The organism is Bradyrhizobium sp. (genome assembly GCF_035570375.1).
GTDB lineage: Bacteria > Pseudomonadota > Alphaproteobacteria > Rhizobiales > Xanthobacteraceae > Bradyrhizobium.
Map to the genome: position 1 here is coordinate 13,030 of NZ_DATMLW010000232.1, position 25,606 is coordinate 38,635.

At 61.5% G+C, this 25,606-nt stretch carries 23 protein-coding genes; 7 read left to right on the forward strand and 16 right to left on the reverse strand.

Going from position 1 to position 25,606, the window contains the following annotated elements; genetic code table 11:
- Positions 1-50: 50 nt before the first annotated feature.
- From glyS to VNX23_RS25085, 6 genes are all read right to left on the reverse strand, one after another.
- On the reverse strand, positions 51-2,369 hold the full coding sequence (gene glyS / locus VNX23_RS25060; RefSeq protein ID WP_325634252.1) for a glycine--tRNA ligase subunit beta: 2,319 nt from the start codon (positions 2,367-2,369) through the stop codon (positions 51-53).
- Positions 2,370-2,498: 129 nt separating this feature from the next.
- Entirely contained in the window at positions 2,499-3,434 is a 936-nt protein-coding gene (locus VNX23_RS25065; protein WP_325634253.1) for a glycine--tRNA ligase subunit alpha, read from the reverse strand.
- A gap of 78 nt (positions 3,435-3,512) precedes the next feature.
- A complete protein-coding gene (locus VNX23_RS25070) occupies positions 3,513-3,704 on the reverse strand; it encodes a hypothetical protein (protein WP_325634295.1) in 192 nt (63 codons plus the stop codon).
- 105 nt (positions 3,705-3,809) lie between these two features.
- Positions 3,810-4,655, reverse strand: coding sequence for a S49 family peptidase (locus tag VNX23_RS25075; protein WP_414643074.1), 846 nt, complete (start codon positions 4,653-4,655; stop codon positions 3,810-3,812).
- Positions 4,656-4,940: 285 nt separating this feature from the next.
- A complete protein-coding gene (locus VNX23_RS25080; protein WP_325634255.1) occupies positions 4,941-5,708 on the reverse strand; it encodes a tRNA1(Val) (adenine(37)-N6)-methyltransferase in 768 nt (255 codons plus the stop codon).
- Positions 5,701-5,928 carry a DUF2007 domain-containing protein gene (locus tag VNX23_RS25085; protein ID WP_325634256.1) on the reverse strand — a complete coding sequence of 76 codons (228 nt, stop codon included), beginning with the start codon at positions 5,926-5,928 and terminating at the stop codon, positions 5,701-5,703. The genes VNX23_RS25080 and VNX23_RS25085 overlap by 8 nt, the downstream gene beginning before the upstream one ends.
- 330 nt (positions 5,929-6,258) lie before the next feature.
- Between VNX23_RS25085 and VNX23_RS25090 the strand changes: the two genes are divergently transcribed.
- Entirely contained in the window at positions 6,259-7,269 is a 1,011-nt protein-coding gene (locus VNX23_RS25090; protein ID WP_325634257.1) for a polyprenyl synthetase family protein, read from the forward strand.
- A gap of 63 nt (positions 7,270-7,332) precedes the next feature.
- On the opposite strand, the gene VNX23_RS25095 is transcribed toward VNX23_RS25090, so the two are convergent.
- The 3 genes from VNX23_RS25095 to VNX23_RS25105 form a co-directional block, all read right to left on the reverse strand.
- The gene (locus VNX23_RS25095) at positions 7,333-8,253 is read right to left on the reverse strand and encodes a 4-(cytidine 5'-diphospho)-2-C-methyl-D-erythritol kinase (protein WP_325634258.1); all 921 of its coding nucleotides are present in this window, start codon (positions 8,251-8,253) and stop codon (positions 7,333-7,335) included.
- Positions 8,254-8,405: 152 nt separating this feature from the next.
- Positions 8,406-10,187: a tetratricopeptide repeat protein gene (locus tag VNX23_RS25100; protein ID WP_325634259.1), complete on the reverse strand. Its 1,782-nt coding sequence runs from the start codon at positions 10,185-10,187 to the stop codon at positions 8,406-8,408.
- A gap of 279 nt (positions 10,188-10,466) precedes the next feature.
- Entirely contained in the window at positions 10,467-12,125 is a 1,659-nt protein-coding gene (locus VNX23_RS25105; protein ID WP_325634260.1) for an electron transfer flavoprotein-ubiquinone oxidoreductase, read from the reverse strand.
- A gap of 158 nt (positions 12,126-12,283) precedes the next feature.
- Here VNX23_RS25105 and VNX23_RS25110 point away from each other — a divergent pair, with 158 nt between their 5' ends.
- The gene (locus tag VNX23_RS25110; protein WP_325634261.1) at positions 12,284-13,120 is read left to right on the forward strand and encodes a uracil-DNA glycosylase; all 837 of its coding nucleotides are present in this window, start codon (positions 12,284-12,286) and stop codon (positions 13,118-13,120) included.
- 122 nt (positions 13,121-13,242) lie between these two features.
- On the opposite strand, the gene VNX23_RS25115 is transcribed toward VNX23_RS25110, so the two are convergent.
- The 3 genes from VNX23_RS25115 to VNX23_RS25125 form a co-directional block, all read right to left on the reverse strand.
- Positions 13,243-14,751 carry a glycosyltransferase family 39 protein gene (locus tag VNX23_RS25115; RefSeq protein WP_325634262.1) on the reverse strand — a complete coding sequence of 503 codons (1,509 nt, stop codon included), beginning with the start codon at positions 14,749-14,751 and terminating at the stop codon, positions 13,243-13,245.
- A gap of 158 nt (positions 14,752-14,909) precedes the next feature.
- Complete coding sequence (locus VNX23_RS25120; RefSeq protein WP_325634263.1) at positions 14,910-15,647, reverse strand: ribonuclease HII; 738 nt, start codon at positions 15,645-15,647, stop codon at positions 14,910-14,912.
- Between the two features lie 104 nt (positions 15,648-15,751).
- Complete coding sequence (locus tag VNX23_RS25125; RefSeq protein ID WP_325634264.1) at positions 15,752-16,912, reverse strand: PA0069 family radical SAM protein; 1,161 nt, start codon at positions 16,910-16,912, stop codon at positions 15,752-15,754.
- 167 nt (positions 16,913-17,079) lie between these two features.
- On the opposite strand from VNX23_RS25125, the gene VNX23_RS25130 reads away from it, so the two are divergent.
- Positions 17,080-17,649, forward strand: coding sequence for a glycosyl transferase (locus VNX23_RS25130; RefSeq protein ID WP_325634265.1), 570 nt, complete (start codon positions 17,080-17,082; stop codon positions 17,647-17,649).
- Between the two features lie 59 nt (positions 17,650-17,708).
- The gene (locus VNX23_RS25135) at positions 17,709-18,635 is read left to right on the forward strand and encodes a bifunctional helix-turn-helix transcriptional regulator/GNAT family N-acetyltransferase (protein WP_325634266.1); all 927 of its coding nucleotides are present in this window, start codon (positions 17,709-17,711) and stop codon (positions 18,633-18,635) included.
- Positions 18,636-18,641: 6 nt separating this feature from the next.
- Here the strand turns inward: VNX23_RS25135 and VNX23_RS25140 are convergent, their stop codons facing one another.
- The 3 genes from VNX23_RS25140 to ypfJ form a co-directional block, all read right to left on the reverse strand.
- On the reverse strand, positions 18,642-18,986 hold the full coding sequence (locus VNX23_RS25140; RefSeq protein ID WP_325634267.1) for a PilZ domain-containing protein: 345 nt from the start codon (positions 18,984-18,986) through the stop codon (positions 18,642-18,644).
- Between the two features lie 320 nt (positions 18,987-19,306).
- Entirely contained in the window at positions 19,307-19,852 is a 546-nt protein-coding gene (moaB, locus tag VNX23_RS25145) for a molybdenum cofactor biosynthesis protein B (protein WP_325634268.1), read from the reverse strand.
- A gap of 9 nt (positions 19,853-19,861) precedes the next feature.
- The gene (ypfJ, locus tag VNX23_RS25150; RefSeq protein WP_325634269.1) at positions 19,862-20,800 is read right to left on the reverse strand and encodes a KPN_02809 family neutral zinc metallopeptidase; all 939 of its coding nucleotides are present in this window, start codon (positions 20,798-20,800) and stop codon (positions 19,862-19,864) included.
- 298 nt (positions 20,801-21,098) lie between these two features.
- On the opposite strand from ypfJ, the gene VNX23_RS25155 reads away from it, so the two are divergent.
- From VNX23_RS25155 to VNX23_RS25165, 3 genes are all read left to right on the forward strand, one after another.
- Entirely contained in the window at positions 21,099-22,232 is a 1,134-nt protein-coding gene (locus VNX23_RS25155) for a site-specific DNA-methyltransferase (protein WP_325634270.1), read from the forward strand.
- Between the two features lie 1,098 nt (positions 22,233-23,330).
- Positions 23,331-23,798 (forward strand): YybH family protein, encoded by a 468-nt coding sequence (locus tag VNX23_RS25160; protein WP_325634271.1) that lies wholly within the window; start codon positions 23,331-23,333, stop codon positions 23,796-23,798.
- Positions 23,799-24,244: 446 nt separating this feature from the next.
- Positions 24,245-24,931, forward strand: a complete 687-nt coding sequence (locus tag VNX23_RS25165) for a glutathione S-transferase family protein (protein ID WP_325634272.1) — start codon at positions 24,245-24,247, stop codon at positions 24,929-24,931.
- Between the two features lie 230 nt (positions 24,932-25,161).
- On the opposite strand, the gene VNX23_RS25170 is transcribed toward VNX23_RS25165, so the two are convergent.
- Entirely contained in the window at positions 25,162-25,602 is a 441-nt protein-coding gene (locus tag VNX23_RS25170; RefSeq protein WP_325634273.1) for a nuclear transport factor 2 family protein, read from the reverse strand.
- Positions 25,603-25,606: the final 4 nt, after the last annotated feature.

Sequence of the window (25,606 nt, forward strand, 5' to 3'; positions counted from 1 at the left end):
CCTCGGTTCTGATTCAATCAGAACCGAAAAGACTACAGGGAACGACCCCCTCAATCCTGTATCTTCGAAAAATCCGCGACCTCGCGCGTGGCGGCGCGGATTTCGTTGAGAAGTTTCAGGCGGTTTTCGCGCACTTTCGCATCGTCGTCGTTGACCTTCACATGATCGAAGAACGCATCCACGGCGGGGCGCAGCGCTGCTATGGCGGTCATCGCGCCAGCAAAGTCCTCACGTACAATATAACTGGCTGCGAGCTTCTTCTGGAGCTCGATTACTGTGGCAACATCCCGTTCGAATTCATTTCTGTATAACGTCGCGTCCGGAGCGCCATCATAAACGCGCTTATCTCTTTTTTCTTCAATACTGAGAATATTGCTTGCGCGCTTTACTGCAGTAAGCAGGCTCTTGCCGTCGTCGGTATCGAGGAATTTGCCCAGTGCTTCGACGCGACGAACGATCATCAAGAGATCATCCTGACCTTCGAGCGCGAATACCGCGTCAACAAGGTCGTGCCGCGCGCCCTGCTCGCGAAGCTGAACTTTCAGGCGGTCGGCGAAGAAATTCAACAGTCGGCTGCTTACCGAATTGAGATGTTCGGCCTCAAATTCAACTTTCAGTTTTTCGATTTCGGCGACGGTGGCTTCTTTTGAGATAGCAACTCTGCGGAAGCCCATTTCTTGGTCGCAAACCGTCGCCGATATCTTTACTGCATTTCCCGCGGGCTCTTTGCTTACCTTGAATGCAAAAATTCGACGTAAGCTGTCATTGATTATCGGCCTCAATGCCAATTTCAATGAGCATTCGAGAACAATTCTTATCAGCCCTAGAGCGGCTCTGCGTAGGGCGTACGGGTCCTTGCTACCCGTAGGTTCTTCAACAATCGCCCAGAAGTCACAGAGAATCTCAAGCTTATCGGCTAACGCCACCGCTACACTCACCGGATTTGTCGGCACGCGATCATTAGGCCCTTGCGGCTTGTAGTGTTCCTCGCAAGCCACGGCGACTGAGGCATCCTCGCCCTGTGCCAGCGCGTAGTATTTTCCCATCACGCCTTGTAGTTCAGGGAACTCACCAACCACTTCGCTAAGAAGGTCGGCCTTCGCCAGTTGGCTTGCCCTTTGAACAGCATCAAAAAACTTCGATATGCTTTCTCCATATTCGGCGGTTCCACCCTCTCGCCCCGGGCGAATGTCTGCGCTCACCGGTAGAAGACGATCTGCGACAACTTCTGCAGTTCTATGGGCCAACGCGCGGATCCGCTTGATGCGCTCGCCTTGCGTACCGAGTTTTTCATGGAACACGATCGTATCGAATTTCGGCAAGCGATCTTCGAGCCTGGTCTTCAGATCGGTATCATAAAAGAACTTGGCATCGCTCAATCGCGCGCGGATCACACGCTCGTTGCCGGCGACGATCGCCTTGCCACCGTCGCTGGCCTCGATATTGGCCGTGAGGATGAATTTGCTCGTGAGCTTCGCGGTTTTGGGATCGCTGACCACAAAACACTTCTGGTTGTTGCGGATGGTGGCGCGGACCACCTCGCTTGGAATCGAAAGGAATTCCTTGTCGAAGGAGCCCATCAGCACCACGGGCCATTCGACGAGACCTGCGACTTCGTCGAGCAGCCCCTGGTCTTCGACGAGTTCGAGCCCTTGCGCGAACGCCAATTCCTTGGCGTCCTCGAGAATGATGTCCTTGCGGCGCTCGGGGTCGAGCACGACCTTGGCCTCGAGCAGCTTCGCCTCATAATCCTTGAAGCGGCGAACGGCGATCGCGCCCGGCGCCATGAAGCGGTGGCCGAACGTGGTCTGGCCGGCCTCGATGCCGTCGACGGCAAATTTCACGACATCCGGCGCTTCGGTTTCCAGGCCGAAGGTGGCGGTGATCGCGTGCAGCGGCCGCACCCAGGAAAGCGCGCCGGATTTGGCCGACCGCTCGCCCCAACGCATCGATTTCGGCCACGGGAAGGTGCGGATGACGACCGGCAATATTTCCGCAAGCACGTCAAGCGCAGCGCGCCCTTCCCTTTCGATCAGCGCGACGTAAAAATCGCCCTTTTTCGGATCGCGCTGGATTTTCGCCTCATCGAGCGAAGCAAGCCCCGCCGATTTGAGAAAACCTGCGATCGCCGCGTCCGGCCCGCCAACGCGCGGCCCTTTCCGCTCTTCCTTCAGGTCGGCCTGGCGCGCAGGGATGCCGTGCACGGTGAGCGCAAGTCGCCGCGGGGTGGCAAATGCCCTTGCGCCGTCGTAGACGAGACCCTCCGCGACCAGGCGGTCGGTGACCATGCGGCGCAAATCATCGGCCGCCTTCGCCTGCATGCGCGCGGGGATTTCTTCCGAAAACAGTTCGAGAAGGAGATCGGGCATCTAGTTGTGCTCTTTACGAGAACGGCGGGGCGTGCGTCTTGTGCTCCGGCGAGGCTCCCCTCCCCCTTGCAAGCGGGGGAAGGGACGTAAGTCCGTGATTGCTAAAATCCTCAAATCCAAATCGCTTTCTTACGAAGCCCCGCCCGCTTCGGTATGCACCCAGGCTTCCCCGCAGGCTTTGGCGAGTTCGCGCACGCGCATGATGTAACTCTGCCGCTCGGTCACCGAGATCACGCCGCGGGCGTCGAGCAGGTTGAAGACGTGGCTCGCCTTGATGCACTGGTCGTAGGCCGGCAGTGCCATCAGATGTTCCGTGCGATTGCCGCCATCCTTCCAGCCGGCTTCGAGATATTTCCGGCACGCCGCTTCCGCCATCCTGAATTGTTCGAACAGCATCTCGGTATCGGCGAATTCGAAATTGTGCCGCGAATATTCCTGCTCGGCCTGCAGGAACACCTCGCCATAGCTGACCTTCTCGGCGCCGTCGCGGCCGTTGAAATTGAGATCGTAGACGCGATCGACGCCCTGCACATACATCGCAAGGCGCTCGAGCCCGTAGGTGAGCTCGCCGGACACGGGCGCACATTCGACGCCCGCGACCTGCTGGAAGTAGGTGAACTGCGACACTTCCATGCCGTCGCACCAGCACTCCCACCCCAACCCCCAGGCGCCAAGCGTCGGGCTCTCCCAGTCGTCCTCGACAAAGCGAATATCGTGCAGATGCGAATCGATCCCGATCGCCGCGAGCGATTTCAGATAGAGCTCCTGGATATCGGGCGGCGACGGCTTCAGGATGACCTGAAATTGGTAGTAGTGCTGGAGGCGGTTCGGATTCTCGCCATAGCGGCCATCCTTAGGGCGCCGCGACGGCTGTACATAGGCCGCGTTCCACCGCTTGGGGCCGAGCGCGCGCAGCGTGGTGGCAGGGTGAAACGTGCCCGCACCCACTTCCATGTCGTAGGGTTGCAGGATCGCGCAGCCGTAATCCGCCCAATAACGCTGCAGCGCCAGGATCAATCCCTGGAACGAGCGTTCCGGGCGCATATGGAGAGGCAAGGCATCCATCGTCGGGGCGGGTCTTCGCGAAGTGTATAGCGCGCGGGACCGTATCGGCGCCGACTTGAGGAATCAAGGCGATGAAGATCAGCCGGGCCGATAAAGGCCGGTGTCGGGATCCCGCCGCAGCGTCGGAATGTCGTGTGATTTGGCGGCTTCCGCGACCCGGGCGAGGCGCGCCTCCTCCAATTCCCTGTTGATCCTGACAGCTGTCCGATAAGCCCAGCGAATCACGGCCAGCCCTCCGAGAGCGCCGGCGAATGCGACAAGCGGCGGCATCGATCGATCCTCGTTCATTCGTCTCACCCCGAATCCATTGTCGCCCAAGGCGGCCTTTGCCGCAATTGGCCTTTCGCGGGACCAAATGGCGCGCTCAATTTACCGTCAAAACCCGAATTTGGCCCAAATTGCCCGGCTCTCGAGCGCCGAAATCAGCTCCTCAGGCAGGCCTGAAACGCCCTCAAGTCCAAAAGTTCCCGGCGAGCGGCGACCGAGGAGACCGGACAGCATCCCACTCGGGGGCGCGATCAGCGGGGTGAGCACCTTGTCGCCGTAACGGGCGCGCAGCGTCGAGCGCAGATCGCCGAGCCCATCCGCAAGTCCGAGCGAGACCGAGGTCTCCCCCGCCCAGTATTCGCCGGTGAAGAGAACCTCGTCGGCGCCCTTGAGACGCGCTCCCCTGCTTTGTTTCACAAGGTCGATGAAAATGGCGTGGATTTCGCGCTGTATCGCTTTCAGTCTCGCGACATCGTCGGGATTCTCGGCCAGAAACGGATCGAGCATCGCCTTGTGCTCGCCCGCGGTATAAAGCCGCCGCTCGACGCCGATCTTCTTGATCAATTCCTGAAGACCGAAAGAGCCGCCGACCACGCCGATCGATCCGAGGATCGACGACGGATCGCAGAATATTTCATCCCCCGCGCAGGCGATCATGTAACCGCCGGAAGCGGCGACATCCTCGACGAAAACCAGCACCGGCAGCTTTTTTTCGGTCGCAAGCTGCCGGATGCGCAAGTAGATCTGGCGCGACTGCACCGGCGAGCCGCCCGGCGAATTGATGAGGAGCGCCACGGCCTTCGCGTTTCCGATCGAAAAGGCGCGCTCGAGTACGCGCGCGACGCCCGCAAGCGACATTCCCGGGCGCAACGGCGTCACCGCGCCGATCAGCCCCGACAGTCGCACCACCGGAACCACGGCCGCGCCGCTCAGACGCGCCGGCATCCACTCCATCAATTTGTCGATCGGTGCCGGCCATCTCCGAGCCTCGATAGATTGTTCCGTCATGCCGTCACCTATTAACCGTTTGTTATCATGCGACTGTCATTGAACTGATGAAACACTTTTTGCAGTTCGGCCGTAACTAGGCCGCAACCACTCGGCAGAGCAAGTCATGAAAATTTACCTTCTGCTAGCGCTGATCGGTACCCTTTTGACCGCAATTCATTTCACATCCGCGCCAAAACAGAATTCGAAAACGCTCCCGCAATAGCGCCTGCGCGGGCAATCGGTGGTCGTTCAGGCTGTCGCCAGCAGCAATGCGGCCTTTCCTTGCAGGATATCCTGCACCTTTTGATGCGGCCGCCCCGATTCGTCGTTGAGGACCAACGCAGGCTCCAGGCGGGCAGGCGCTTTTCCACCTTTGACGGCACGCACCAGCACGCGAATGGCCGGTGACGTCACATCGGCGTGAACCGGCAGGATCGCCAAGCTGCCAAAACCGCGATCAAGTGTCGCAAGCACCTCGGCGATCTCATCCGCCCGCCAGATCATCACAAGCATGCCGCCGGTTTTCAGAAGGCGCCGGGCCGCGCGGACCCAGCCTTCGAGCGTAGCTGGGGTCGCGACATGAGCCGTCTCGCGCAACTTGTCCGGCGAAACGCGATGGCGCGCGGAATCGTTGAACGGGGGATTCATCAGGACGATTTCGGCGCTGTCGGGCTTCAGGCCGAGGGATACAAACGCGCTCGAGGCGGAAGTCACGTCGAGCGCGATGGTCTCGGCCGCAATCGCGTTGGAATTCGCGTTGCTGCGTGCAAGTTCGGCGAGCTTTTCGTCGATCTCGACCAGAACCAGCTTGATGCCCGAGACGCGCCTGGCGACCGCCAGGCCCGCCGCGCCAACTCCGGCACCAAGATCAACGACGCGATCGCCTGATCGCGCCGGCGTCGCTGCCGCCAACAGCATGGCGTCATGGCCGGCACGGTGACCGGATTTTGGCTGGCGCAGTCGCAGTTTCCCGCCGAGAAAGGCGTCCTCTGTCAACCCGTCCCAAAAATCATTCATCGGGCCGAAGCTCGTGGGCCAGGCCCGCATCGCGGAGAATCTGGCGGGCCTCGCGATTATCGTCCTCATGGACCAGAATCCGGCGCGGCAGGACCCCCAGCGAGCCCTCGATGATGCTCATGTTCTGATCCAGCACGAGGTGATGAATGTTGGCGCCATCAAGGAGCGCGCCGACGGCTGAAACCAGCACGATATCGTTGGTCCGAACCAATTCCCGCACCTTCAGCTCTCCTTTGTCGACCCGACCTCACGGTCCCGTCACGGCTGGTTGTTGCTTCGTACCCTTGCCGCGCCTGCCGGCTCTTTCTATGGTTATATCCAAAGCGTGGTGGTTCAGAAGTCCATATCGATGCTGGGGTATATTCGCGATGCGGATTTCCGAACCAAAGCCACATTAGATCAATAGTTTGCCAGTGTCCCTGGGATTTCCGAGGTTCGCAAACGAGAAGGCCGCAAGGCTTCGAAGTCTGGAATTTGAGACACTGGAGCGAAGCCGATCGGGCAAGTGTGGAGACCAGCGTGGCGGTTTCGGGCAAGTGTGGAGACCAGCGTGGCGGTTATTGTTCCCTTCGAGAGCCCTTCGGATGCTTCGATAGATCCGCTGGTTCAGCTGGTTGCCGCCGACATGCAGCGCGTCAACGCGACGATTCTGGCGCGAACCGGCTCGGAAGTCACCATGATCCCGGAGGTCGCAAACCACCTGATTTCGTCAGGCGGCAAGCGGCTGCGTCCGATGCTGACGCTGGCGATGGCGCACCTGGCCGGCTATTCCGGCGACGGCCACATCAAGCTCGCGGCTTCGGTCGAGTTCATGCACACCGCCACGCTGCTGCATGACGACGTGGTCGACGAAAGCGAAATGCGCCGCGGCAAGCTGTCGGCGCGCATGCTGTGGGGTAACGAAGCGAGCGTACTCGTCGGCGACTTCCTGCTCGGCCAGGCCTTCCGCATGATGGTCGAGGTCGGCTCGCTGCGCGCCCTCGACATTCTCTCCGCCGCAGCCGCAACGATTGCCGAAGGCGAGGTCATGCAGCTCGCCGCTGCGAAAAATACTGCCACGACCGAAGACGAATATCTCGCCGTGATTCGCGGCAAGACCGCCGAACTGTTCGCGGCCGCCTGCGAGGTGGGCCCGGCGATCGCCAACCGTCCGAAGGCTGAGCAGACCGCCTGCCGTTCGGTCGGCATGAATCTGGGAATCGCCTTCCAACTCGTGGACGACGTGCTGGACTATGGCGGCAAGTCCGCCAGGCTCGGCAAGAATGTCGGCGACGATTTCCGCGAGGGCAAGATCACGCTGCCGGTGGTGCTGGCGTTCCGGCGCGGCAACGATGTCGAACGCGAGTTCTGGATCCGGGCGCTGGAGCGCGGCGAAATCGGTGGCGGCGATCTCGACCACGCCGTCCGGTTGATGACCAAGCACCGCGCCCTAGAGGACACCATCAACCGCGCCCAGCATTATGGCGCGATGGCGGTCGATGCGCTGGCGCTGTTTCCGGCGTCTCCGATGAAAGCCGCGCTCGAGCAGGTGGTCGCCTTCTGCCTGGCGCGAACGCATTGATGCGGCTTGCTTCACCTTTCCACACAAGTGCGCAGAGGTGAGATGCGCGCGATGCGTCGAAGACTAGCCGAGCACGCCCGAATGTACCCACCAGGAGGGATGATCGAGCCGAATCTTCTCGGCCGCGCGTTGCGCCTCGAAGGTATTCTCGAAGATTGCAAAACAGGTTGCCCCCGAGCCGGACATCCGCACCAACCAGGCGCCGTTGGTGGCGCTGAGCGCCGCGATCACCTCGCCGATGACGGCTTGAATGCGCGTGGCCGGCACTTCAAGGTCGTTGGTACCGGCGGCAAGCGCTTCTACCCAATCTTCGACGGAGGCGCCCGGTTCCGGCCAGGCAATGGCCTGGATGACGTCGGCAACACCCACCAGCAATTCGCCGTGACGCAGGCCGAGCGCTGCAAACACGTCTTTTGTCGCCACGGGAACGCGGGGATTGACCAGCACGCAAGGAATTTTCGGCAAGGTCAGCGGCAGCAGCGTGTCGCCGACCCCCGTCATGACGCAGGCGTGCGAGGCCAGACAAACCGGCACGTCGGCGCCGGCTAGTTGCGCGACTTCGACGAGCCGCGAATCTTCGATTGCAAGACCGTTGGCCTGCGCCAGCAGTCGCAGGGCGGCCGCCGCATCGGCCGAACCGCCACCGATGCCGGCGGCGACCGGCAGCGCCTTGTAGAGCGTCAACTGGCCTGCCTTCAAATCCGGCACACGTTCGCCGAGCAACCGCGCGGCCTTGAGCACGAGGTTGTCGGCAGGCTCACCGCAAGCCTGGGCAAGTGGCCCGCTGATCTGCAGTTGCAGTTCTGGCCCGGGCGTAAGCGTCAGGCGGTCGGCGCAATCGGCGAACGCAACCACGCTTTCGAGGTCATGATATCCGTCGACCCGCCGCCCCACCACCCGAAGGGTCAGATTGACCTTGGCGCGACCCTCTTCGACGAGTGCAGAGGATTCGACAATCGCTTCAGGTGCTCGACCGGGCGTCATAACGAATGCAAAATCCGAGTAAGCCGCGCTGGAGTCAAGTTAGCCGCACTGGAATAGTGTCTTTAACTTCTGATGTTCAAAACCGCAAAATGCGACCAGCCTGCGCGCAGGCGGCGGCACCTCGCGCACCGGCCGCCGATCTTTCGAGCCTGCTAGCCGCCCTTGTCGTCTTCTTTCTTCTTGTCCGCGGAAGCCGCCGAGGAAGTGTCGTCGGGAAGCCCGTTTTCCATCTTGGCTTCGATCTTCGGCAGATCCTCCGGCTCCGGCTTCAGGTCGCGGGCGTGCGCCCACTGGAACTTGGCCTCCAGCGTGCGGCCAACGCGCCAGTAAGCGTCGCCGAGGTGGTCGTTGATGGTCGGGTCCTCGGGCTTGAGATCGATCGCGCGCTCGAGGTTCTTCACCGCGTCCTCATAGTTGCCGATGCGGTAATAGGCCCAACCGAGCGAGTCCACGATGTAGCCGTCATCCGGACGCTGCTCGACGGCACGCTTGATCATCTTCATCCCTTCGTCGAGATTGATACCCTGATCGATCCAGGAATAACCGAGATAATTCAGAACGTGAGGCTGCTCGGGCTGCAGCTCCAGCGCCTTGCGCATGTCCGCTTCCGCCATGCGCCACTGCTTTGAGCGCTCTTCGCAGATGCCGCGGTAGTAGTAATAGATCCAGGTGTTCTTGTCGGTGGTTGGCGGCAGGGCGTCGATGCCGCGCGAGTAGGATTGGGCGCAGTCGGCAAACTTCTTCCGGCCGCGCTCGACATTGCCGAGCGCCATGAGAGCCTCGAGATCCTTCGGATCTTCCGCCGTTATATTCTTCAGGATCCTGATCGCCTCGTCACTGCGATCGGCGGCGTCGAGGTTGATGGCAAGCTGAATCTGCGCGTTGCGCCGAAGCGGAGAACTGGCCGGCATGCGCTCGTAGATCTTGATCGCCATTGCCGGCTTTCTCACCGATTCATAGAGATCGGCGAGCGACAACAGCGCCATCGGATGGTTGGGCGCGAGATAGAGCGCAAGCTGCAAATAGACGAGCGCGAGGTCCTCGCCGCCACGGCGCGTCAAGGATGCGCCGATCCCGTACAACGCCTCGGCGGCGCCGCTCTGCGGGGAATCCACCAGCGGCAAAAGCTTCTTGCCGGCCTTGGTCTCGCGTAGGCCTTCCTGCACCAGCGGATGCCGCGGAAGCTTCTTGTCGAAAGCCTCATAGATCGCCGTAGCGGATGCTGAATCCTTGTTGCGCGAGAGCCAGCGCGCATAGTCGTCGGCCACGCGCAGCATGGAGTCCTCGAGCTTGTAGGCGCGCTCGAGGCGAACGCCGGCTTCCTTTTCCTTGCCGGCGAGTTCGAGGATCAACCCCGAATGCAGATCCTTGAAGATCGGGTACCATTCCGGACCCGTCAGCTTGTCGATATTGGCCACCGCCGTCTTGGTGTCGCCGGCGCCATAGGTGGACCAGGCCGAGAGCAAGGTGGCGACCAGATCCGTGATCGGCCCGCGGATCGACTGATTGATATTGGCCTGAGCGCTTGCGTATTTCTTCTGTTTCAGATCGCGCACGCCGATGACGAGGCGCGCAACGCGATTGTTCTTGTCCTGCGCGAGGATGCGGTCGGCAAGCTTGACAGCCTCGTCGATATCGCCGTCTGCGAGCGAGGAGATGAACGCCCGATCCAGCAGTTCGTTGTTTTTCGGATCGGTGCGAAGCGCCGAGCGATAGAAGGCGGCGGCCGAACTCGCGTCGCGCTCGACACTGGCATGGCGGGCGGCAAGATAGCTGCCCGATGTCGTCAGCGTCTTCAGGTCGCGGTTCGAGGGAAATTGCGCCGAGTTGTCGGAGGGATGTTCGGGCGTCTGCGCCGAAACCGAGCCAGGCAGGGCCAGCGCAGCGAAGGCAATGACGGCAATGGTCCAGCGATTGAAACGAGTGGAAAGCATCACGGTTCGCCTTGGCTCCAGGATTTACGGCAGGATGTTGTGATCAATCTCGACCGCGAGCCCAATCGGCTGGCATCGGAAGACGCGACAATGCCGCTTTTGCCGCTGAACCGCAAGGATAGGGGCAGGCCAATCGATCGGCATGGGACGGCCCCGGCCCACCCCGCCTCAAAACGCTTCCAGTATGGCGGGATCGTGGCCGCTGGGCGTTATGCCAACGCTCGCCTTGGGTTTCACCCGACATTCGTGCAAATCAGGCCTTCGGTCACGCAATCGTGGTCACATCGCCTCATAATTGGGCCCACCGCCGCCTTCGGGCGGTACCCATGTGATGTTGCCGTTGGGATCCTTGATGTCGCAGGTTTTGCAGTGGACGCAATTTTGCGCGTTGATCACGAATCGGGCACCCGACGTCTCCTCCACCCACTCGTACACTTCTGCCGGACAGTAGCGACCGGACGGACCGGCATAGATGTCGTGTTCGGAGGCCTTTTGCAGGTTCATGTCGGCGACCTTCAGGTGAACCGGCTGATCCTCCTCGTGGTTGGTGTTGGAGAGGAACACCGAGGAGAGCCGGTCGAAGGTCAGTTTGCCGTCCGGTTTCAAGGGCGTGATTGGCACATGATTTCTTGCAGGATCGAGCGTCTTGCGGTCGGGCTTGGCATGCGATTGCGTTCCGAACAGCGAGAAACCCAACGTGTTGCACCACATGTCGATACCGCCGAGCGCCACGCCGAGGATGGTGCCGAATTTCGACCACAGCGGCTTGACGTTGCGCACCTGGTACAGGTCCTTGCCCACCGCCGAGGCGCGCCAGGCATTTTCGTACTCTACCAGTTCGTCGTTGGCGCGGCCGGCTCCGAGCGCGGCCGTGACATGTTCGGCTGCGAGCATGCCGCTGCCCATGGCATTATGAACGCCCTTGATGCGCGGGACGTTGACAAATCCGGCCGCGCAACCGATCAGCGCCCCGCCCGTGAAGCTCAAGCGCGGCACCGACTGGTAGCCGCCCTCGGTGATGGCGCGAGCGCCATAGGCAAGCCGCTTGCCGCCTTCGAGCAGAGCGCGAACGGAAGGGTGGGTCTTGGATCGCTGGAATTCATCGAACGGCGAGAGATAGGGATCGTCGTAGTTCAGGTGCACGACGAAGCCGATCGCCACGAGATTGTTGTCGTAGTGGTAGAGGAACGAACCGCCGCCGGTCGAATTGTTCAGCGGCCAGCCGAAGGCATGCTGGATCAGGCCCTTGCGGTGCTTTGCAGGGTCGATCTGCCAGACTTCCTTGAGCCCGATGCCGAATTTCGGCGGCTCGGAGTTGGCGTCGAGGGAGAATTTCGCGATCAGCTGCTTGGTCAGGCTGCCGCGGGCGCCTTCGGCGAACAGCGTGTACTTGCCGAGCAGTTCCATGCCGCGCGTGTACGACGATTTGTGCGAGCCGTCCTTGGCAATTCCCATGTCACCGATCGCAATCCCGCGCACGGCGCCGTTGTCATCGTAAAGCACTTCGGCTGCAGCAAAGCCGGGATAGATCTCCACCCCGAGCGTCTCGGCCTTGCGCGCAAGCCAGCGGCATACATTGCCGAGCGAGCCGACATAGCAGTGATGGTTGTTCATGAGCGGCGGCATCATGAAATTCGGCAGCCGGATCGCGGAACCCGCCGTGTTCCAGTAGAACCGGTCTTCGGTCACTTTCGTCTTCAGCGGGCAATCGGAATCTTCGCGCCAGTCCGGAAACATCCGATCGAGCACGACCGGATCGATCACGGCACCGGACAGGATGTGAGCGCCGACCTCGGAGCCCTTTTCGACGACCACCACCGAAAGATCGGCGTTGAGCTGCTTCAGCCGGATCGCAGCGACAAGGCCGGAAGGACCGGCACCGACGATCACGACGTCGAATTCCATGGACTCTCGCGGGGGCAATTCTTCGGTGCTCATGGATCTGCTCTCAGGACCGGTACAAGGATCGTCTTGGTTGCGTTTGTTTCCGATTTTTGCGCGAAGAACAACCATGGAAATGCTGTTTGAGGCGTTTCGTTGCAACGCAATCCGGCCTACATTGCCGACAGCGCTTATCAAGCCTGCGACTTCGAACCGTGACGCCCGATCCCCTGCCCAGTGCTCATCAATTGCTCGCCTTTTATCTGGAGGCCGGGGTCGACTGTGCGCTGGCCGAGGAACCGGCCAACCGGCTGCACGATCCCGAGGTCGCGCCGAAAGAGGCGGCCAAAAATCCGGCTTCCCCAAGCTTGGAACAAGCAAGGCCGGTGAGGCCGGCGTTTGCTCCGGCTCCGGCGATGCCCGCCGAGCCGATGCCTTCGCCGGACGCAGCCATCGCGTCGGCGCGGGAGGCCGCACGCACCGCGCCGTCACTGGAGGCGCTGAGGAGCCTGCTTGAGACTTTCGACGGCTGTGCGCTGAAATCGACCGCGACACGCCTCGTGTTCGCCGACGGCAACCCTAAAGCCCGCATCATGTTTGTCGGCGAGGCGCCGGGACGCGAGGAAGACATCGAGGGGCTGCCTTTCGTCGGCCGATCAGGCAAGCTTCTGGATCGCATGATTGCGGCGATCGGGCTCGACCGCAACGCGGCCTACATCGCCAATGTGATTCCCTGGCGGCCGCCCGGCAACCGCACGCCGACGCCGCTGGAAACGCAGATCTGTCTGCCGTTCATCCAGCGGCAGATCGAACTGGTCGATCCGGACATCCTGGTAACGCTTGGAAACCCTTCGACGCAAACCCTGCTCGGGACGCGCGACGGCATCATGAAAACCCGCGGGCGCTGGCTCAACTACGACACCGGAACGCGCTCGATCCGCGCAATGGCCACGTTCCATCCGGCATATCTGTTGCGATCGCCGTCCTACAAGCGCATGGCCTGGCAGGATTTGCGCGCGATCGCCAAGGCGCTGGCGCAGACGACGCCATAGCAACACAATGTCATTCCGGGTCTATGCGAGCATAGCACCTGGAATCTCGAGATTTCCCGATGTGCAATTGCGCATCTGAGGTCTGGTCCTTCGGACCATCGCGGAATGACGTTATTACGCCGCTACGGCGGCTTCGGCCGCACGATCGCCCAGCCGATCCGCAGCAGCGGTTGGCGACCGTTGACAAGCCATTCGAATGACCGCGGCACTTCGGGCACGATGCCGGGAAACCGTTGCGCGATATCCGCGGGCGGCGTGCCCGACGTATCCGAGGCGCGCCATACCACCACGCCACCGGTTTCATTGAATTTGGCGGAGTTGGTCCAGGGCGTTCGCTGCGGGGTCGCGGCGAGAAACAAATGAGGACGATCGCGACTCAAGGTGATCAGTGTCGCTAGCTGCGCGTCGCCGCTCACCACGCGGAGCCGTTGGTTGGTACGCCGCTCGAAACTGTCGTCGAAGAATTGCGCGATGTCGGTGGCCGGCAGCGAGGTCACCACCTCCGCGCTGCTGGTCCATGGCGCAAAAAGTGTGATTGCGATTGCCGCCAGCGCCGGCGCGACGACAAGGGCCGCCCAGGCCGAACGCAGCACCCGCTGATGGCGCAGATGGATCAGATCGCCGCTCGCGACGATCGTCGCCAGTCCGGACAACATCAACGCGATGCCTGCCCCGCCGACGACGCGATCAAGGCCGAACAGGCCAGCAATGAGACTTCCCGCCAGCGCCGGCGCAACCGCGAAGAAATAGACAAAATCACGCGCAAAGCTGTCGACCGGAGGGCGAAAAATGATCGGGGCCTCTTCCGGATTGCGGGCGAGCCAGGTGGAATTGAGGGCCGCCAATACGACGATGCCGAACCCCGTAAACAGCAGGCCGCCAACGAGCGCGACCCAGTGCAGGACCCCGCCGCTCAAATCCGAGACCGCCGCCCCATGCGGCAAACCAGGCGCACCGGCCCGGATCAGCCAGACGAGATAGGGCAGCACCAGAACGGCGACGACGAGGAGTGCAAACAGCGGATCAAATGATTTCAGGACACGCCGTTCGCGCGCGGTTGCAACCGCAAATCCGACCAGCAAGGCGAGCAGCACAATCGCGGCCGAGGTGGTCAGCAGTAACAGTCCGGCGTCAATCGACCAGGCGAACCACGCATTGCGTCGGTTCTGGCCGATCAGCTGCCATGAATGAAGCAGCAAAAGCGCCCAGAGCGGGCATGCCAGCACCAATGGGCCGAACTCGAGGCCCGGCGAACTGAACGCCAGCACGGTCATGGTCAGGAGAACCGCGAGCACCGCCTGTTGCCCGCCGACAATGGCGCGCGCCAAAAGGTACAACGTCCAGAACGTTGCGACCGCACAGAGTTCGGCCAAGAGGTAAACGCCGAACATGTGATTGCCGGCGGCGCGGAAGGCAATATCGGCGAGCCAGAATGCCAGTGGGGGTCCGAGATCGGTGCCGACCTGATACTCGCGGCCAAAGGCTATCATGGTGGCGAGTTCGCCGGGCGGGCCGCGGTACAAAAGCATGGCCACGAACAGCCACAGCGCCGCCTGCAACAACACTACAAGCCAGACGACCAGCCGCGGCCGGGCGCGGATCAATTCGATGACCAGGGAGGTGAAGCGCATGAGGGAGCAGGACCCGCCTTTGCCACGAGCTGACCGGCAGCAACGCTCCCTCTATCGCCCGAGACGCGCAGAAAATGCCCGCCCCACCATGAGGAACAACGCTTCGTCCTGGTCGATGCAAACGGTCTTAAAGCGCGCGAAGCGCCTAGGCAACTGCGTCACACCGCGGCGGGAATCCCGGATCGATCCTGCGCTGTAACGGCGAACAAATCGGGTTCGCGCCTGACCGTCCAGGGTTGATGTTTTTCCCGCGCCGCGATCACGGGCGCAAAGAAGCTGCGGTGATGGACGGAGGGACCGAGGCGATCAAGCGCCTCCAGATGTTCGGGCACGCTGTAGCCCTTGTGGGATTCGAACCCGTAGCCGGGACAATCCTGCGCGAGCGCGCACATCAGCCGGTCGCGGGTGACCTTGGCGATGATCGAGGCTGCCGCGATCGAGACAACCAGCCCGTCGCCGCCGATCACGGCTTCGCAGTCGCAAGGGGTGTCGAGCCGATCGCGGCCATCGACGAAAACGTGCTTGGGCATTTCAGGCAGCGACTGGACCGCGCGCTTGAGCGCCCAGAGTGAAGCCCGCAAGATATTGTCGCGGTCGATCCGCGCCCGCGAAGCAAAGGCGACCGCATAGGAAGCGGTCGCGCAGATTTCCTCGAACAATTCCTCGCGACATTCGGCGGTCAGCCGCTTGGAGTCATCGATTCCTTTCGGGATGCGCTTCGGATCGAGCACGACCGCGGCCGCCACAACCGGACCTGCGAGCGGGCCACGTCCGGCCTCGTCGCAGCCGGCCACCGGCCACACGCCACGCTTGATCAACGCGCGCTCGCGGCGAAAGCTCGGCGGCTTGACGTTGGCGGGCTTTGCCTCGCCGTTTCCAAATTTGTCCCGAATCATGGCCTGCGATCGTGCGCAAGCCTTGCCCCCGGCGCAACCTGGAACCGTCGGGTAATTCCCGCAATTTTTCGATTCCCGGCCGGTTTATTCCCTTAGAGCGCGCTTCAAAACAGGCTGAGCTGCTGCCCGCTGCGCTTCGGCCGGGCGAAATGATCGGTCGTCAGTTTCGAGCGCCGCTTGTTGAGGCCGAGCTTTTCGCAGGCGATCTCGAACCTTCGTCCGATCATCCAGGCCATGGGCCCGGTGCCCTTCATTCGCGTGCCCCACTGTGAATCATAGTCGCGGCCGCCGCGCATGTCGCGGATCAGAGTAAAAATGTGGCGATACCGATCGGGATAGTTGGCCATCAGCCATTCGCGGAACAGATCGCGCACTTCGAGTGGCAGGCGCAACAGAACGTAGCTCGCTTCCTTGACACCGGCATGCGCCCCCGCATCCAGAATCCGCTCGATCTCGTTGTCGTTCAGCGCCGGGATGACCGGAGCCACCATCACAGTCGTCGGAATTCCGGCCTCGGATAGTTGGCGGAGCGCCTCGAGCCGCCGCGGCGGCGTCGATGCGCGCGGTTCCATGGTGCGCGCGAGTTTTGCATCGAGCGTCGTCACCGAAATCGCAATTTTGGCGAGATTGCGTTTAGCCATCCGCGCCAGAATGTCGATATCGCGCGTCACCATCGCCGATTTGGTCACGATGCCGACCGGATGGCCGGCGCGGTCCAGCACTTCGAGGATGCCGCGCATGATCTTCTGCTCGCGTTCAATCGGCTGGTAAGGATCGGTGTTGGTGCCGATCGCAATCATGCGCGGCTCGTAGTCCTGGCTCGCCAGTTCCTTCTCGAGAAGCTGCGGCGCGTCAGGCTTGGCGAACAGCTTTGATTCGAAATCGAGCCCCGGCGACAGGCCAAGATAGGCATGCGTCGGCCGGGCGAAGCAGTAGACGCATCCGTGCTCGCAACCCCGGTACGGATTGATCGAACGGTCGAAGCCGATATCGGGAGAATCGTTTCGGGTGATGACCTTGCGCGAGGTATCGATCGCAACCGTGGTCTTGAACGGCGGAAGTTCCTCAAGGCTCTGCCAGCCGTCGTCAAAGGCAACGCGGGCTTCGGCCTCGAAGCGGCCGCTGACATTCGAATGCGCGCCCCGGCCACGCCGCCGTTCGCGATCGATCGCGACCGACAGCTCGGGAAAGGAAGGCGCACCCGCCGGGTCGGAGGGCGCCGTGACCGGCGGGTGCTTGAGGGCATTTGAGGATGCTCGGCTCATGGACCGAACATAGCATGACCTGAGAACAAATCAAGAACATGATGGACCGACCTCGCGGGGACCCGTGAGCCGGCCCCCGAGGCCGCAAAGGCCGCCGGGTAGCTGATTTGGATGTGACATGGTGATAACAGTTTCGAAGTTTTTGCCGTTGCGACATCAAAGGGCTCATGCTGAGCGTCATTATTCAAACCGAGGGCGCCGAGGGGCCTGCTGTCGCCACGCTTGCAGCGCTGGTGCCGGGCGCCGCCGCAGGGGTGATCTGCGAGGTGCTTCTGGTCGACCGCGCTGGCGCCAGTGCGATCGAGCGGGTCGCCGACGTCGCGGGCTGCCGGTTCCTGGCCGTTGACGGATCACGCGCCGCGGCGCTTGTCGCGGCCGCGCGCCAGGCCCGATCGCCATGGCTGATGTTTCTTCATGCAGGCGCGGTGCTGGAGGCCGGCTGGCTCGAGGAGACCACGCAATTCATCCAGCGCGTCTCCGGCAGCGAACGGCCGCGCGCGGGGATTTTTCGTTACGCCCGCTCGCCTTATGCCGAGACGGGTTTTCGCGAGGCTCTGAAATGGCTTGGGCGAATAATTGCCGGGCCCGGGGCCGATCAGGGCCTCGTGATCGCGCGCGACCATTACGAAAGGCTCGGCGGTCACGCGCCGGCCGCACGCCGCTCTGAAGCAAAATTGCTGCGGCAGCTCGGCCGTTCCTCGCTCACCTTGCTGCGCAGCCGGATCATCGTCGCCTGATCAATACTTGCCAAAGTCAAATAATTATTTGACAATGGCAAGCATCAAGGGTGACCCCGATGTCCCAGCCGAGTTGCAACGACGACCCGATCTCGGCGGTACGCGCCTTCACGCGTTTTTACACGACAAGGCTCGGCGTGCTCGACCAGCGACTGCTGAAAAGTCCGTTTTCGCTGAGCGAGGCGCGCGTGCTTTACGAACTGGCGAACCGGGAAAACCCTTCCGCGAAGGCGATTGGAACCGAACTGGGTCTTGATGCCGGTTATCTCAGCCGCATTGTCCGGAAATTCGAAGAGGACGGGCTGATCAGGCGCAAACCATCGCCTGCCGATCGGCGGCAATATCGCCTGAGCCTCACCGCCACAGGACGGCAGAGCTTTGCCAAACTCGATCGCCGTTCACATGCCGAAGTAGGCCAGATGCTCGCGAAATTGTCAGACAGCGACCGCCAACGCCTCACCGCTGCCATGGCCACGATCAAGCGGCTGCTCGGATCCTCCACCGCGTCGCCCGCGATCCTGCGCGAACCGCGGCCGGGTGACATGGGTTGGGTGGTGCAAAGCCATGGCGCATTCTATGCGAGCGAGTACGGCTGGGACGCCTCCTTCGAGGCGCTGGTCGCGGAGATCGCGGCGAAATTCCTGCACTCCTTCGATGCGTCACGTGAACGCTGCTGGATCGCCGATATCGACGGCATGCAGGTCGGGTCGGTTTTCCTGGTCCGGGAAAGCGACGAGGTCGCAAAGCTGAGATTGCTGCTGGTCGATCCGGCCGGACGCGGACAAGGCCTGGGCCGGCGGCTGGTCGGCGAGTGCATCGCCTTTGCGCGCGCCTGCGGCTATCGCAAGATCACGCTGTGGACCCAAAGCATCCTTTTGGCAGCCCGCAACATCTATCGGGATTCGGGTTTTGTGCTGGTGAAAGCCGAGCCGCACCGCAGCTTCGGCCAGAGCCTGACAGGCGAGACCTGGGAAATGAAGCTCTAGTTGCCGTCAGTTCGGGTCGGCCTCGGGATCATTGTCTTCGGAGCCGCCCGCAGCCGGCTTCTGCGGCGGTGACGGCCGCACCGAAAGGAATTTCACACCATAAGTCTTGGCGCGACGCCAAACGACTTCGCAGAATTCGCGTTTTGGATGATCCGGCACGAGCGCCAGTTCAAAACTGTCGCCGACATCCATTGCATCATCGGTCGCGATCCTCGCGCCGCCGGGCGACACGTCCAGGATGACGCATTGGCGCTTGGTCATGCCGTCGTCGACCGAAATCCAGGCCGGCTTCTTGTGCAGTTGCCGTCTGGGTTCGCGCTGGACCCTTGTCCTTGGCTCAACAATCGTCATGGTGACCATCCGTCGCCGGACCTGCCGGCCCGCGATCGGCTCGATGCCCGTTAAATCAGGCCACCAGACTGAGGCCGACGTCGTAAGGTTCCGTTAGGGAATTGCCTTGAAATTTATCGATTCCAGGCCTACCCGGCGCCTTCAGGCCGACGCGCCCTAGTGGAGTGGATTTGACGTTCGCTACCCACCTGGCCGCGAGCTCGTAAGGCGAATGTCAAATCCAAAACTCCACTAGAATCTTATGTTTGCTAGTGGTCTTTTGATTCTAACATTCGCAAAGGTGTCTCCTGAGATGGGATGCGAATGTCAGAATCAGACCACTAGGCCTTCGGGCGGCGCAGATGTTCGTCCAGCCGCGGCATGATCTCGACGAAGTTGCACGGCCGCGTGCGGTAATCGAGTTGCGCTGCGAGAATGCCGTCCCAGCCGTCGCGGCAGGCGCCCGGCGATCCCGGCAGACAGAATATAAAGGTGGCGCCGGCGAGGCCCGCGGTGACGCGGCTCTGGATCGTGGACGTGCCGATCTTGGCGTGGCTCAGCATGTGAAACGCAACCGAGAAGCCCTCCATCCGTTTTTCGAACAGCGGCTCGATCGCTTCCGGGGTCACGTCGCGGCCGGTGAAACCCGTGCCGCCTGTCGTGATGACGACGTCGACGGCGGGATCGCCGATCCATTTTTTGACGAAGATGCGGATCGCATCGATATCGTCGGCGACGATTTCCCGTCCCGCTAGCCGGTGGCCTGCGGCCACGATCCGCTCCGCCAACGTGGTTCCGGATTTGTCATCCGCAAGCGAGCGCGTGTCCGAAACCGTCAGCACCGCAATATTGAGCGGCACGAATTGCTTCGAGTCCTCGGTCGGCATTACGATCTACTATACTCCCCCGCCAAAGGTGTTGCAGGCCTGCACCGTGCCCTGCTGGAAGCCGGTCATGAACCATTGTTTTCTCTGCGCGGCCGAGCCGTGGGTGAAGGAATCCGGAACCACCCTTCCCGTCGTCTGCCGCTGCAGCGTATCGTCGCCGATCGCAGCCGCCGTCGTCAGCGCGGCATCGATGTCGCCGGCCTCGAGGAAGCCGGGACGCTTCTTTTCCTCACGGTTGACCCACACTCCCGCCAGACAATCGGCCTGCAATTCGACCTTCACCTGCAGCGCATTGGATTCGGCCTTGCTGCCGGCCTGCTGCTGCAATCGCGTCACGCGCGGCAGGATGCCAAGAAGATTCTGGACATGGTGCCCGGCCTCATGGGCGATGATATAGGCCGCGGTAAACTTGCAGGCATTGCCGGAACAACCCCGAAACCTGGTCTCGACCTCGCGGAAAAACCCGGTATCGAGAAAGATCTGCTTGTCGGGCGGACAGTAGAACGGGCCCATCGCCGACTGCGCCATGCCGCAGCGCCCGCCGTTGGTGGCATTGCGAAACAGCACGATTTTTGGACCGGTATAGTTTTGCCCCGAGGCCTGGAAGATCTCGCTCCAGCGGTCATCGATCTCGCCGAGGATGCCGGAGATCATGCTACCCATCTCGTCGGTGGGCGCGCCGCGCTTGACGTTCCCGGACTTGCGATCGGTCTGATAGCTCGGGGCCTGGCTGCCGCCGGAGAGAATCTCCGCCCCGCCGATCAACAGACGCGGATCGATTCCGAGCGCATAGCCGATGATGCCGAGGACAAGGATGGTGCCGATGCCCAGGCCACCGCCGCCCATCGGCAGACCAAAGCCACCGCCCATTCCGCCGCCGCCCATTCCGCCGCCGTCGTCGCGGCGATCCTCGATGTCCTCGCTGCGGCGAAAATCATCGTAACGCATGGCCCGTTTTCCTCATTCCAACTAATGCATCAGCTTTCGCGGTATCCGTGCAGCGACAGCAAAAATTTTGCAACGTTCGATTAATAACCCGCCCGGTAAAAATTGCCTAGTGCCGCCGATCTGAAGCGGATGCGACATTCGCTCCCACGCCGACGGGAAGCGACTGTCAAATTAAGTGTACGGCCGTGAAAAAATTACCGGGTTAAGTCGATTTTTACTTTGCTTGGTCAATGTATCGCCAGTCGGTTGTTTAGTCCCGCGTCGCCGACAGCGTCGCCTGAGTCAGAGTTTTTGAGTCATGGTTGTGTCGCGTCGCGGGGCGTCTGCAAGGGCGTCCCGCACCAAATTCGAGTCCTTTACCGATTGCCGTATCATCGTAGGCGATTGCGTCGCCGAGATGTCAAGATTATCGCCAGGTTCGGTCGACCTGGTGTTTGCCGATCCGCCCTACAATCTGCAGCTCAAGGGCGATCTGAAGCGTCCCGACGAATCCCGCGTCGATGCCGTCAACGACGACTGGGACAAGTTTTCATCCTTTGCGGCTTACGATGATTTCACCCGCGCCTGGCTGCTGGCGTGCCGCCGCGTCATGAAACCGTCGGCGACGATCTGGGTGATCGGCTCCTATCACAATATATTCCGCGTCGGCGCGATGATGCAGGACCTGGGCTTCTGGGTTCTCAACGACATCGTCTGGCGCAAGAGCAACCCGATGCCGAATTTCCGCGGCCGCCGTTTCACCAATGCGCACGAGACCATGATCTGGGCGGCACGCGACGAGAAGGCGAAGGGCTATACCTTCAATTACGAAGCCTTGAAGGCCGCCAATGAGGACGTGCAGGCGCGTTCGGACTGGCTGATCCCGCTCTGCACCGGCGAGGAGCGGCTCAAGGACAAGGATGGCAGGAAGGTCCATCCGACCCAGAAGCCCGAAGGCCTGCTGGCGCGCGTCTTGCTGTCGTCGTCGAAGGCCGGCGATCTCGTGATCGATCCGTTCAACGGAACCGGCACCACCGGTGCGGTCGCCAAACGCCTCGGTCGCCGCTACATCGGATTCGAGCGCGACAAGACCTATGCGGCGGCGGCCGAAGCGCGCATCGCCGCGACCGAACCGCTGCCGGAAGCAACGCTGGCGCCGTTCATGACCGCACGCGAGGCCCCTCGCGTTGCGTTCTCCGAACTGATCGAGCGCGGCATGATTTCACCCGGCACACGGCTGGTCGACGCCAGGAAACGCCATGGCGCGCTGGTCCGTGCCGACGGCGCCATCATGCTTGGCGACAAGGTCGGCTCGATCCACCGCATCGGCGCCGTGGCGCAAGGCGCGGAAGCCTGCAACGGCTGGACCTTCTGGCATATCGAGACCAAAAAGGGGCTGAAACTGATCGACGAGCTGCGCGCCGAGATCCGCAGCCAGATGGCTGCGGGCTGAGTCTATCTTTCATCTTCAATTGTCAAACAGCCACTTCGCTGTCGTCCCTGTGAACTCAGGGGACCCATAACCACCGGCCTTCGTTGTTGAGTAAGTGGTAGCCCCTGCGTCAATCAAAGTGGTTATGGGTCCCGGATCGCGCTCGCTCTGGACAACGCTGCGCGTTGCCAGGGGCTCGCTTGTCCGGGACGACCTCCGATTCGATTTTCAAACAGCTTGCTTTCGTCATTCCGGGGCGATGCGAAGCATCGAACCCGGAATCAATTTCGCCATTGTTGTGGTGCCATGGATTCCGGGCCTGCGCCTTTCGGCGCATCCCGGAATGACGAAAGCACCAGAGGCGCTTCCTTTCAGCCACGCCTTCGCGTTCCCGCAGGCATAAATGACCCAGGTTGTGCCAAATCTCACCCTCTGCCAACAGAGGGCGCAGGGAATGCCGGGCGCTCGTTGCGCCCGCAGCCTTGTGTGCGAAATGAAAAAGCACACAAGCGTAGTCACCACGGTCACACCGGAATCGCCCGGCATTCCCCGCGCAATGGTTTTAACGGCTTATAGCGCGCTCTCCCCGGTGACCGGGCTTTCTTGCCACCGTCGCCTGCAGCTTTCGCCGCCAACTTGATGCCAGCGTCGGGGCATCAGGACCACACGATTTCGCCGTCCGCAAGCCGCGCTCTCGTCAGTAACGCAGCCTGCGTCCACCGCATCCCGCGCCCAACGTTCGTGACGATCGCGAAACGCCCCTCTTATCGGGCGCGAGACGTGCGAATCGATAAGCTGTTTCTACCAACCCGCGAAGCGATTTTTTTTTCGAAAGAGGGCTGGACGCGACGGGCAAATCAGTGCCGTAGAGCCGTAGGGTGGGCAAAGCGATCGCGTCCGCGGCAGCTCAACGCGCGAGGGCCGAAGCGTGCCTGCCACAATCAGGCAGCGTGAATGTCGATGGTGGGCACGCTTTGCTTTGCCCACCCTACATTTCCCGAATCCGTCATGCGATTGAAGCTTGTGGCTGTGGGCATGTGGGCAACACGCAAGGGTTGTCTAGCCCTTTAATTACCCGTAGCTTGTGGTGATATGCCGTTGCGTCGAGGAGAAATTTCCATGTCTTCTTCCACATCTGCGGCGTCGAACGATACGTGCGAGATCTACGCATCGCTCGAGCGCCTCGTCAACGCGGTCAACGCCAATGATTTGGACGGCATCATGAAGTACTATGTGCCCGACAATGTCCCCGGCGAAACGCTGGTCGTCTTCGACGGCATTCCCCCGCGCCAATACGTCGGCGCAGCAGCCTTTCGCCAGGACTGGGCGAACTTTTTGGCCACATACCCAGGCGGCGTTCGTGCCGCGGTCAGCGGTTGGAAAAGCGAGTCCGAGGGCAACCTCGCATATGGGCGCTTCTTCTTCAGCGTCACGGGTACCACCAAGGATGGCAACCCCCTGGATTTTACCCTTCGCATTACCGACGTCTACAAGAAGATCAACGGCAATTGGCTCGCCATCCACGAGCACGCCTCTTGGCCCGTGAACCTTGCGACCCGCGTGGCGGACCTGAGCTCATCGCCCTGACACAAGCGAGAGCCGTAGAGCTGTAGGTGGGCAAAGCGATCGCGTCCGCGGCAGCTCAACGCGCGAGGGCCGAAGCGTGCCTACCACAATCAGGCAGCGTGAATGTTGATGGTGGGCACGCTTCGCTTTGCCCACCCTACATCTACTGGTATGTCATGTCCTTCAGCGTAAACTTGCACTTCACGCCCAAAGGACCCAGTACATCGTTCGCGGCAGCCCGTAGGAAGGACTGGCGTCTTCGCGTAATCCGCCATTACGTCATCGAGATCGGATTACGCCTTGCGGCTCATCCGCCCTACGCTTGCTGTCCCATCTTCAATTTTCTGGCACTCCTCACGAACTCGTCGGTTGCGTACCTTCCCGAATTTGAGCATGGACATTGCGTTCGTGGCCTTTGCCGCCGCGCCAGATTTTCCGCGTCCACAACAACAAAGGGAGATTTTTGAATGCTCAAGTTCTACTTCAACGGTGCGCCCAATCCGAACAAGGTCGCTCTGTTTCTGGAGGAGTCCGGCCTCCCCTATAAACTGGTGCCGGTCGATACCCGCAAGGGAGACCAGTTCAAGGCGGAATTTTTGAAGATCAATCCGAACGGCAAGGTCCCCGCGATCGATGACGATGGGGTGTTCGTTTTCGATAGTAACGCGATCCTGATGTACCTTGCCGAGAAGACCGGCAAGTTTCTGCCCGCCAATACGCCGAAAAACCGTGCGCAGCTTTTTTCCTGGCTGATGTTCATCGCAACGGGCTTGGGGCCCTATTCCGGGCAGGCCGTGCATTTCAAGCACTTCGCGCCGAAAGACCTGGATTACGCCCACAACCGCTACCAGTTCGAGGCGCATCGCCACTACGGCGTTCTCAATGACCATCTTGCGGGCAGCCGCTACATGGTCGATGACAGCTATACGGTCGTTGACATGGCCTTCTGGGGCTGGGCGCGGATGGCGCCTTTCGTGCTTGGCGATGTCGTGTTCGCAAAATATCCCAACGTGAAGCGCCTGCTCGACGAGGTCTCGGCGAGGCCGGCCGCCATTCGCGCCGTCGCGCTGAAAGACAAGTTCACCTTCAAGACCGAAACGGACGACGAGGCCCGCGGCTTCCTGTTCCGCCATCTCAAGACCAGGGCGGCCTGAACATCCGACCGGTCATTCCGGGGCACTTCGAAGAAGCGTAGGGTGGGCAAAGCGCCAGCGTGCCCATCGGTCACGGCACGATCTCAGCGAGGTGGGCACGGCGCAAATACGCCTTTGCCCACCCACGCAACTGCTGGTCATTCCGGGGTGGCGCAAAGCCGAACCCGAAATCTCGCGCCACAACCTCCAGATTCCGGGTCCGCTCGCTTTGCGCGTCCCGGAATGACGGGTCAGCCGGCCGCCGCGCCGTGCGGAAACTTTCCCAGCGCCTTTTCGGTCAGCACTGAGTCGCAATATTCCCTGATTTCCCTGATCTTGCCGCCCTCCAGGCGATACACCAGGCAATAGTCGTTGTCATAGCGCAGGCCCTCCCGCGTGACATTGTCGCCTTTGGCTTCCACCACGACAAAGTCGCCATCGGCGATAAAACGAAAAGCGATCGTGCGCGTCCGCTCCGCCAGCCGCGAACGAACATGACCGTGCAGGTCGTTCATGATCGACTGCTTGCCGGCAAAAGTTCGCGACCACGAATATTGCCCCGTCACCACCCATTTGGCGTCCTCGGCAAGGCTGGCGACGAACAGCGCGCGATCGCGCACTGCCGGATCGGGGTTGGCAGCGGCGGCGAAAATCTGTTCGATCAGTTTCTTGTTGCTGGCGGTATCGCTCATGACG

Bases quoted from the DNA above. Each gene is read 5' to 3' on its own strand.
- moaB (WP_325634268.1), bottom strand. From the start codon at position 19,852: ATGCCGACCGAGGACTCGAAGCAATTCGTGCCGCTCAATATTGCGGTG.
- VNX23_RS25165 (WP_325634272.1), top strand. From the start codon at position 24,245: ATGCTCAAGTTCTACTTCAACGGTGCGCCCAATCCGAACAAGGTCGCT.
- VNX23_RS25070 (WP_325634295.1), bottom strand. From the start codon at position 3,704: ATGCCGCCGCTTGTCGCATTCGCCGGCGCTCTCGGAGGGCTGGCCGTG.
- VNX23_RS25120 (WP_325634263.1), bottom strand. From the start codon at position 15,647: ATGATTCGGGACAAATTTGGAAACGGCGAGGCAAAGCCCGCCAACGTC.
- ypfJ (WP_325634269.1), bottom strand. From the start codon at position 20,800: ATGCGTTACGATGATTTTCGCCGCAGCGAGGACATCGAGGATCGCCGC.
- VNX23_RS25125 (WP_325634264.1), bottom strand. From the start codon at position 16,912: ATGAGCCGAGCATCCTCAAATGCCCTCAAGCACCCGCCGGTCACGGCG.
- VNX23_RS25170 (WP_325634273.1), bottom strand. From the start codon at position 25,602: ATGAGCGATACCGCCAGCAACAAGAAACTGATCGAACAGATTTTCGCC.
- VNX23_RS25095 (WP_325634258.1), bottom strand. From the start codon at position 8,253: ATGACGCCCGGTCGAGCACCTGAAGCGATTGTCGAATCCTCTGCACTC.
- VNX23_RS25075 (WP_414643074.1), bottom strand. From the start codon at position 4,655: ATGGAGTGGATGCCGGCGCGTCTGAGCGGCGCGGCCGTGGTTCCGGTG.
- VNX23_RS25105 (WP_325634260.1), bottom strand. From the start codon at position 12,125: ATGAGCACCGAAGAATTGCCCCCGCGAGAGTCCATGGAATTCGACGTC.
- VNX23_RS25140 (WP_325634267.1), bottom strand. From the start codon at position 18,986: ATGACGATTGTTGAGCCAAGGACAAGGGTCCAGCGCGAACCCAGACGG.
- VNX23_RS25115 (WP_325634262.1), bottom strand. From the start codon at position 14,751: ATGCGCTTCACCTCCCTGGTCATCGAATTGATCCGCGCCCGGCCGCGG.
- VNX23_RS25155 (WP_325634270.1), top strand. From the start codon at position 21,099: ATGGTTGTGTCGCGTCGCGGGGCGTCTGCAAGGGCGTCCCGCACCAAA.
- VNX23_RS25065 (WP_325634253.1), bottom strand. From the start codon at position 3,434: ATGGATGCCTTGCCTCTCCATATGCGCCCGGAACGCTCGTTCCAGGGA.
- glyS (WP_325634252.1), bottom strand. From the start codon at position 2,369: ATGCCCGATCTCCTTCTCGAACTGTTTTCGGAAGAAATCCCCGCGCGC.
- VNX23_RS25080 (WP_325634255.1), bottom strand. From the start codon at position 5,708: ATGAATGATTTTTGGGACGGGTTGACAGAGGACGCCTTTCTCGGCGGG.
- VNX23_RS25135 (WP_325634266.1), top strand. From the start codon at position 17,709: ATGTCCCAGCCGAGTTGCAACGACGACCCGATCTCGGCGGTACGCGCC.
- VNX23_RS25130 (WP_325634265.1), top strand. From the start codon at position 17,080: ATGCTGAGCGTCATTATTCAAACCGAGGGCGCCGAGGGGCCTGCTGTC.
- VNX23_RS25100 (WP_325634259.1), bottom strand. From the start codon at position 10,187: ATGCTTTCCACTCGTTTCAATCGCTGGACCATTGCCGTCATTGCCTTC.
- VNX23_RS25160 (WP_325634271.1), top strand. From the start codon at position 23,331: ATGTCTTCTTCCACATCTGCGGCGTCGAACGATACGTGCGAGATCTAC.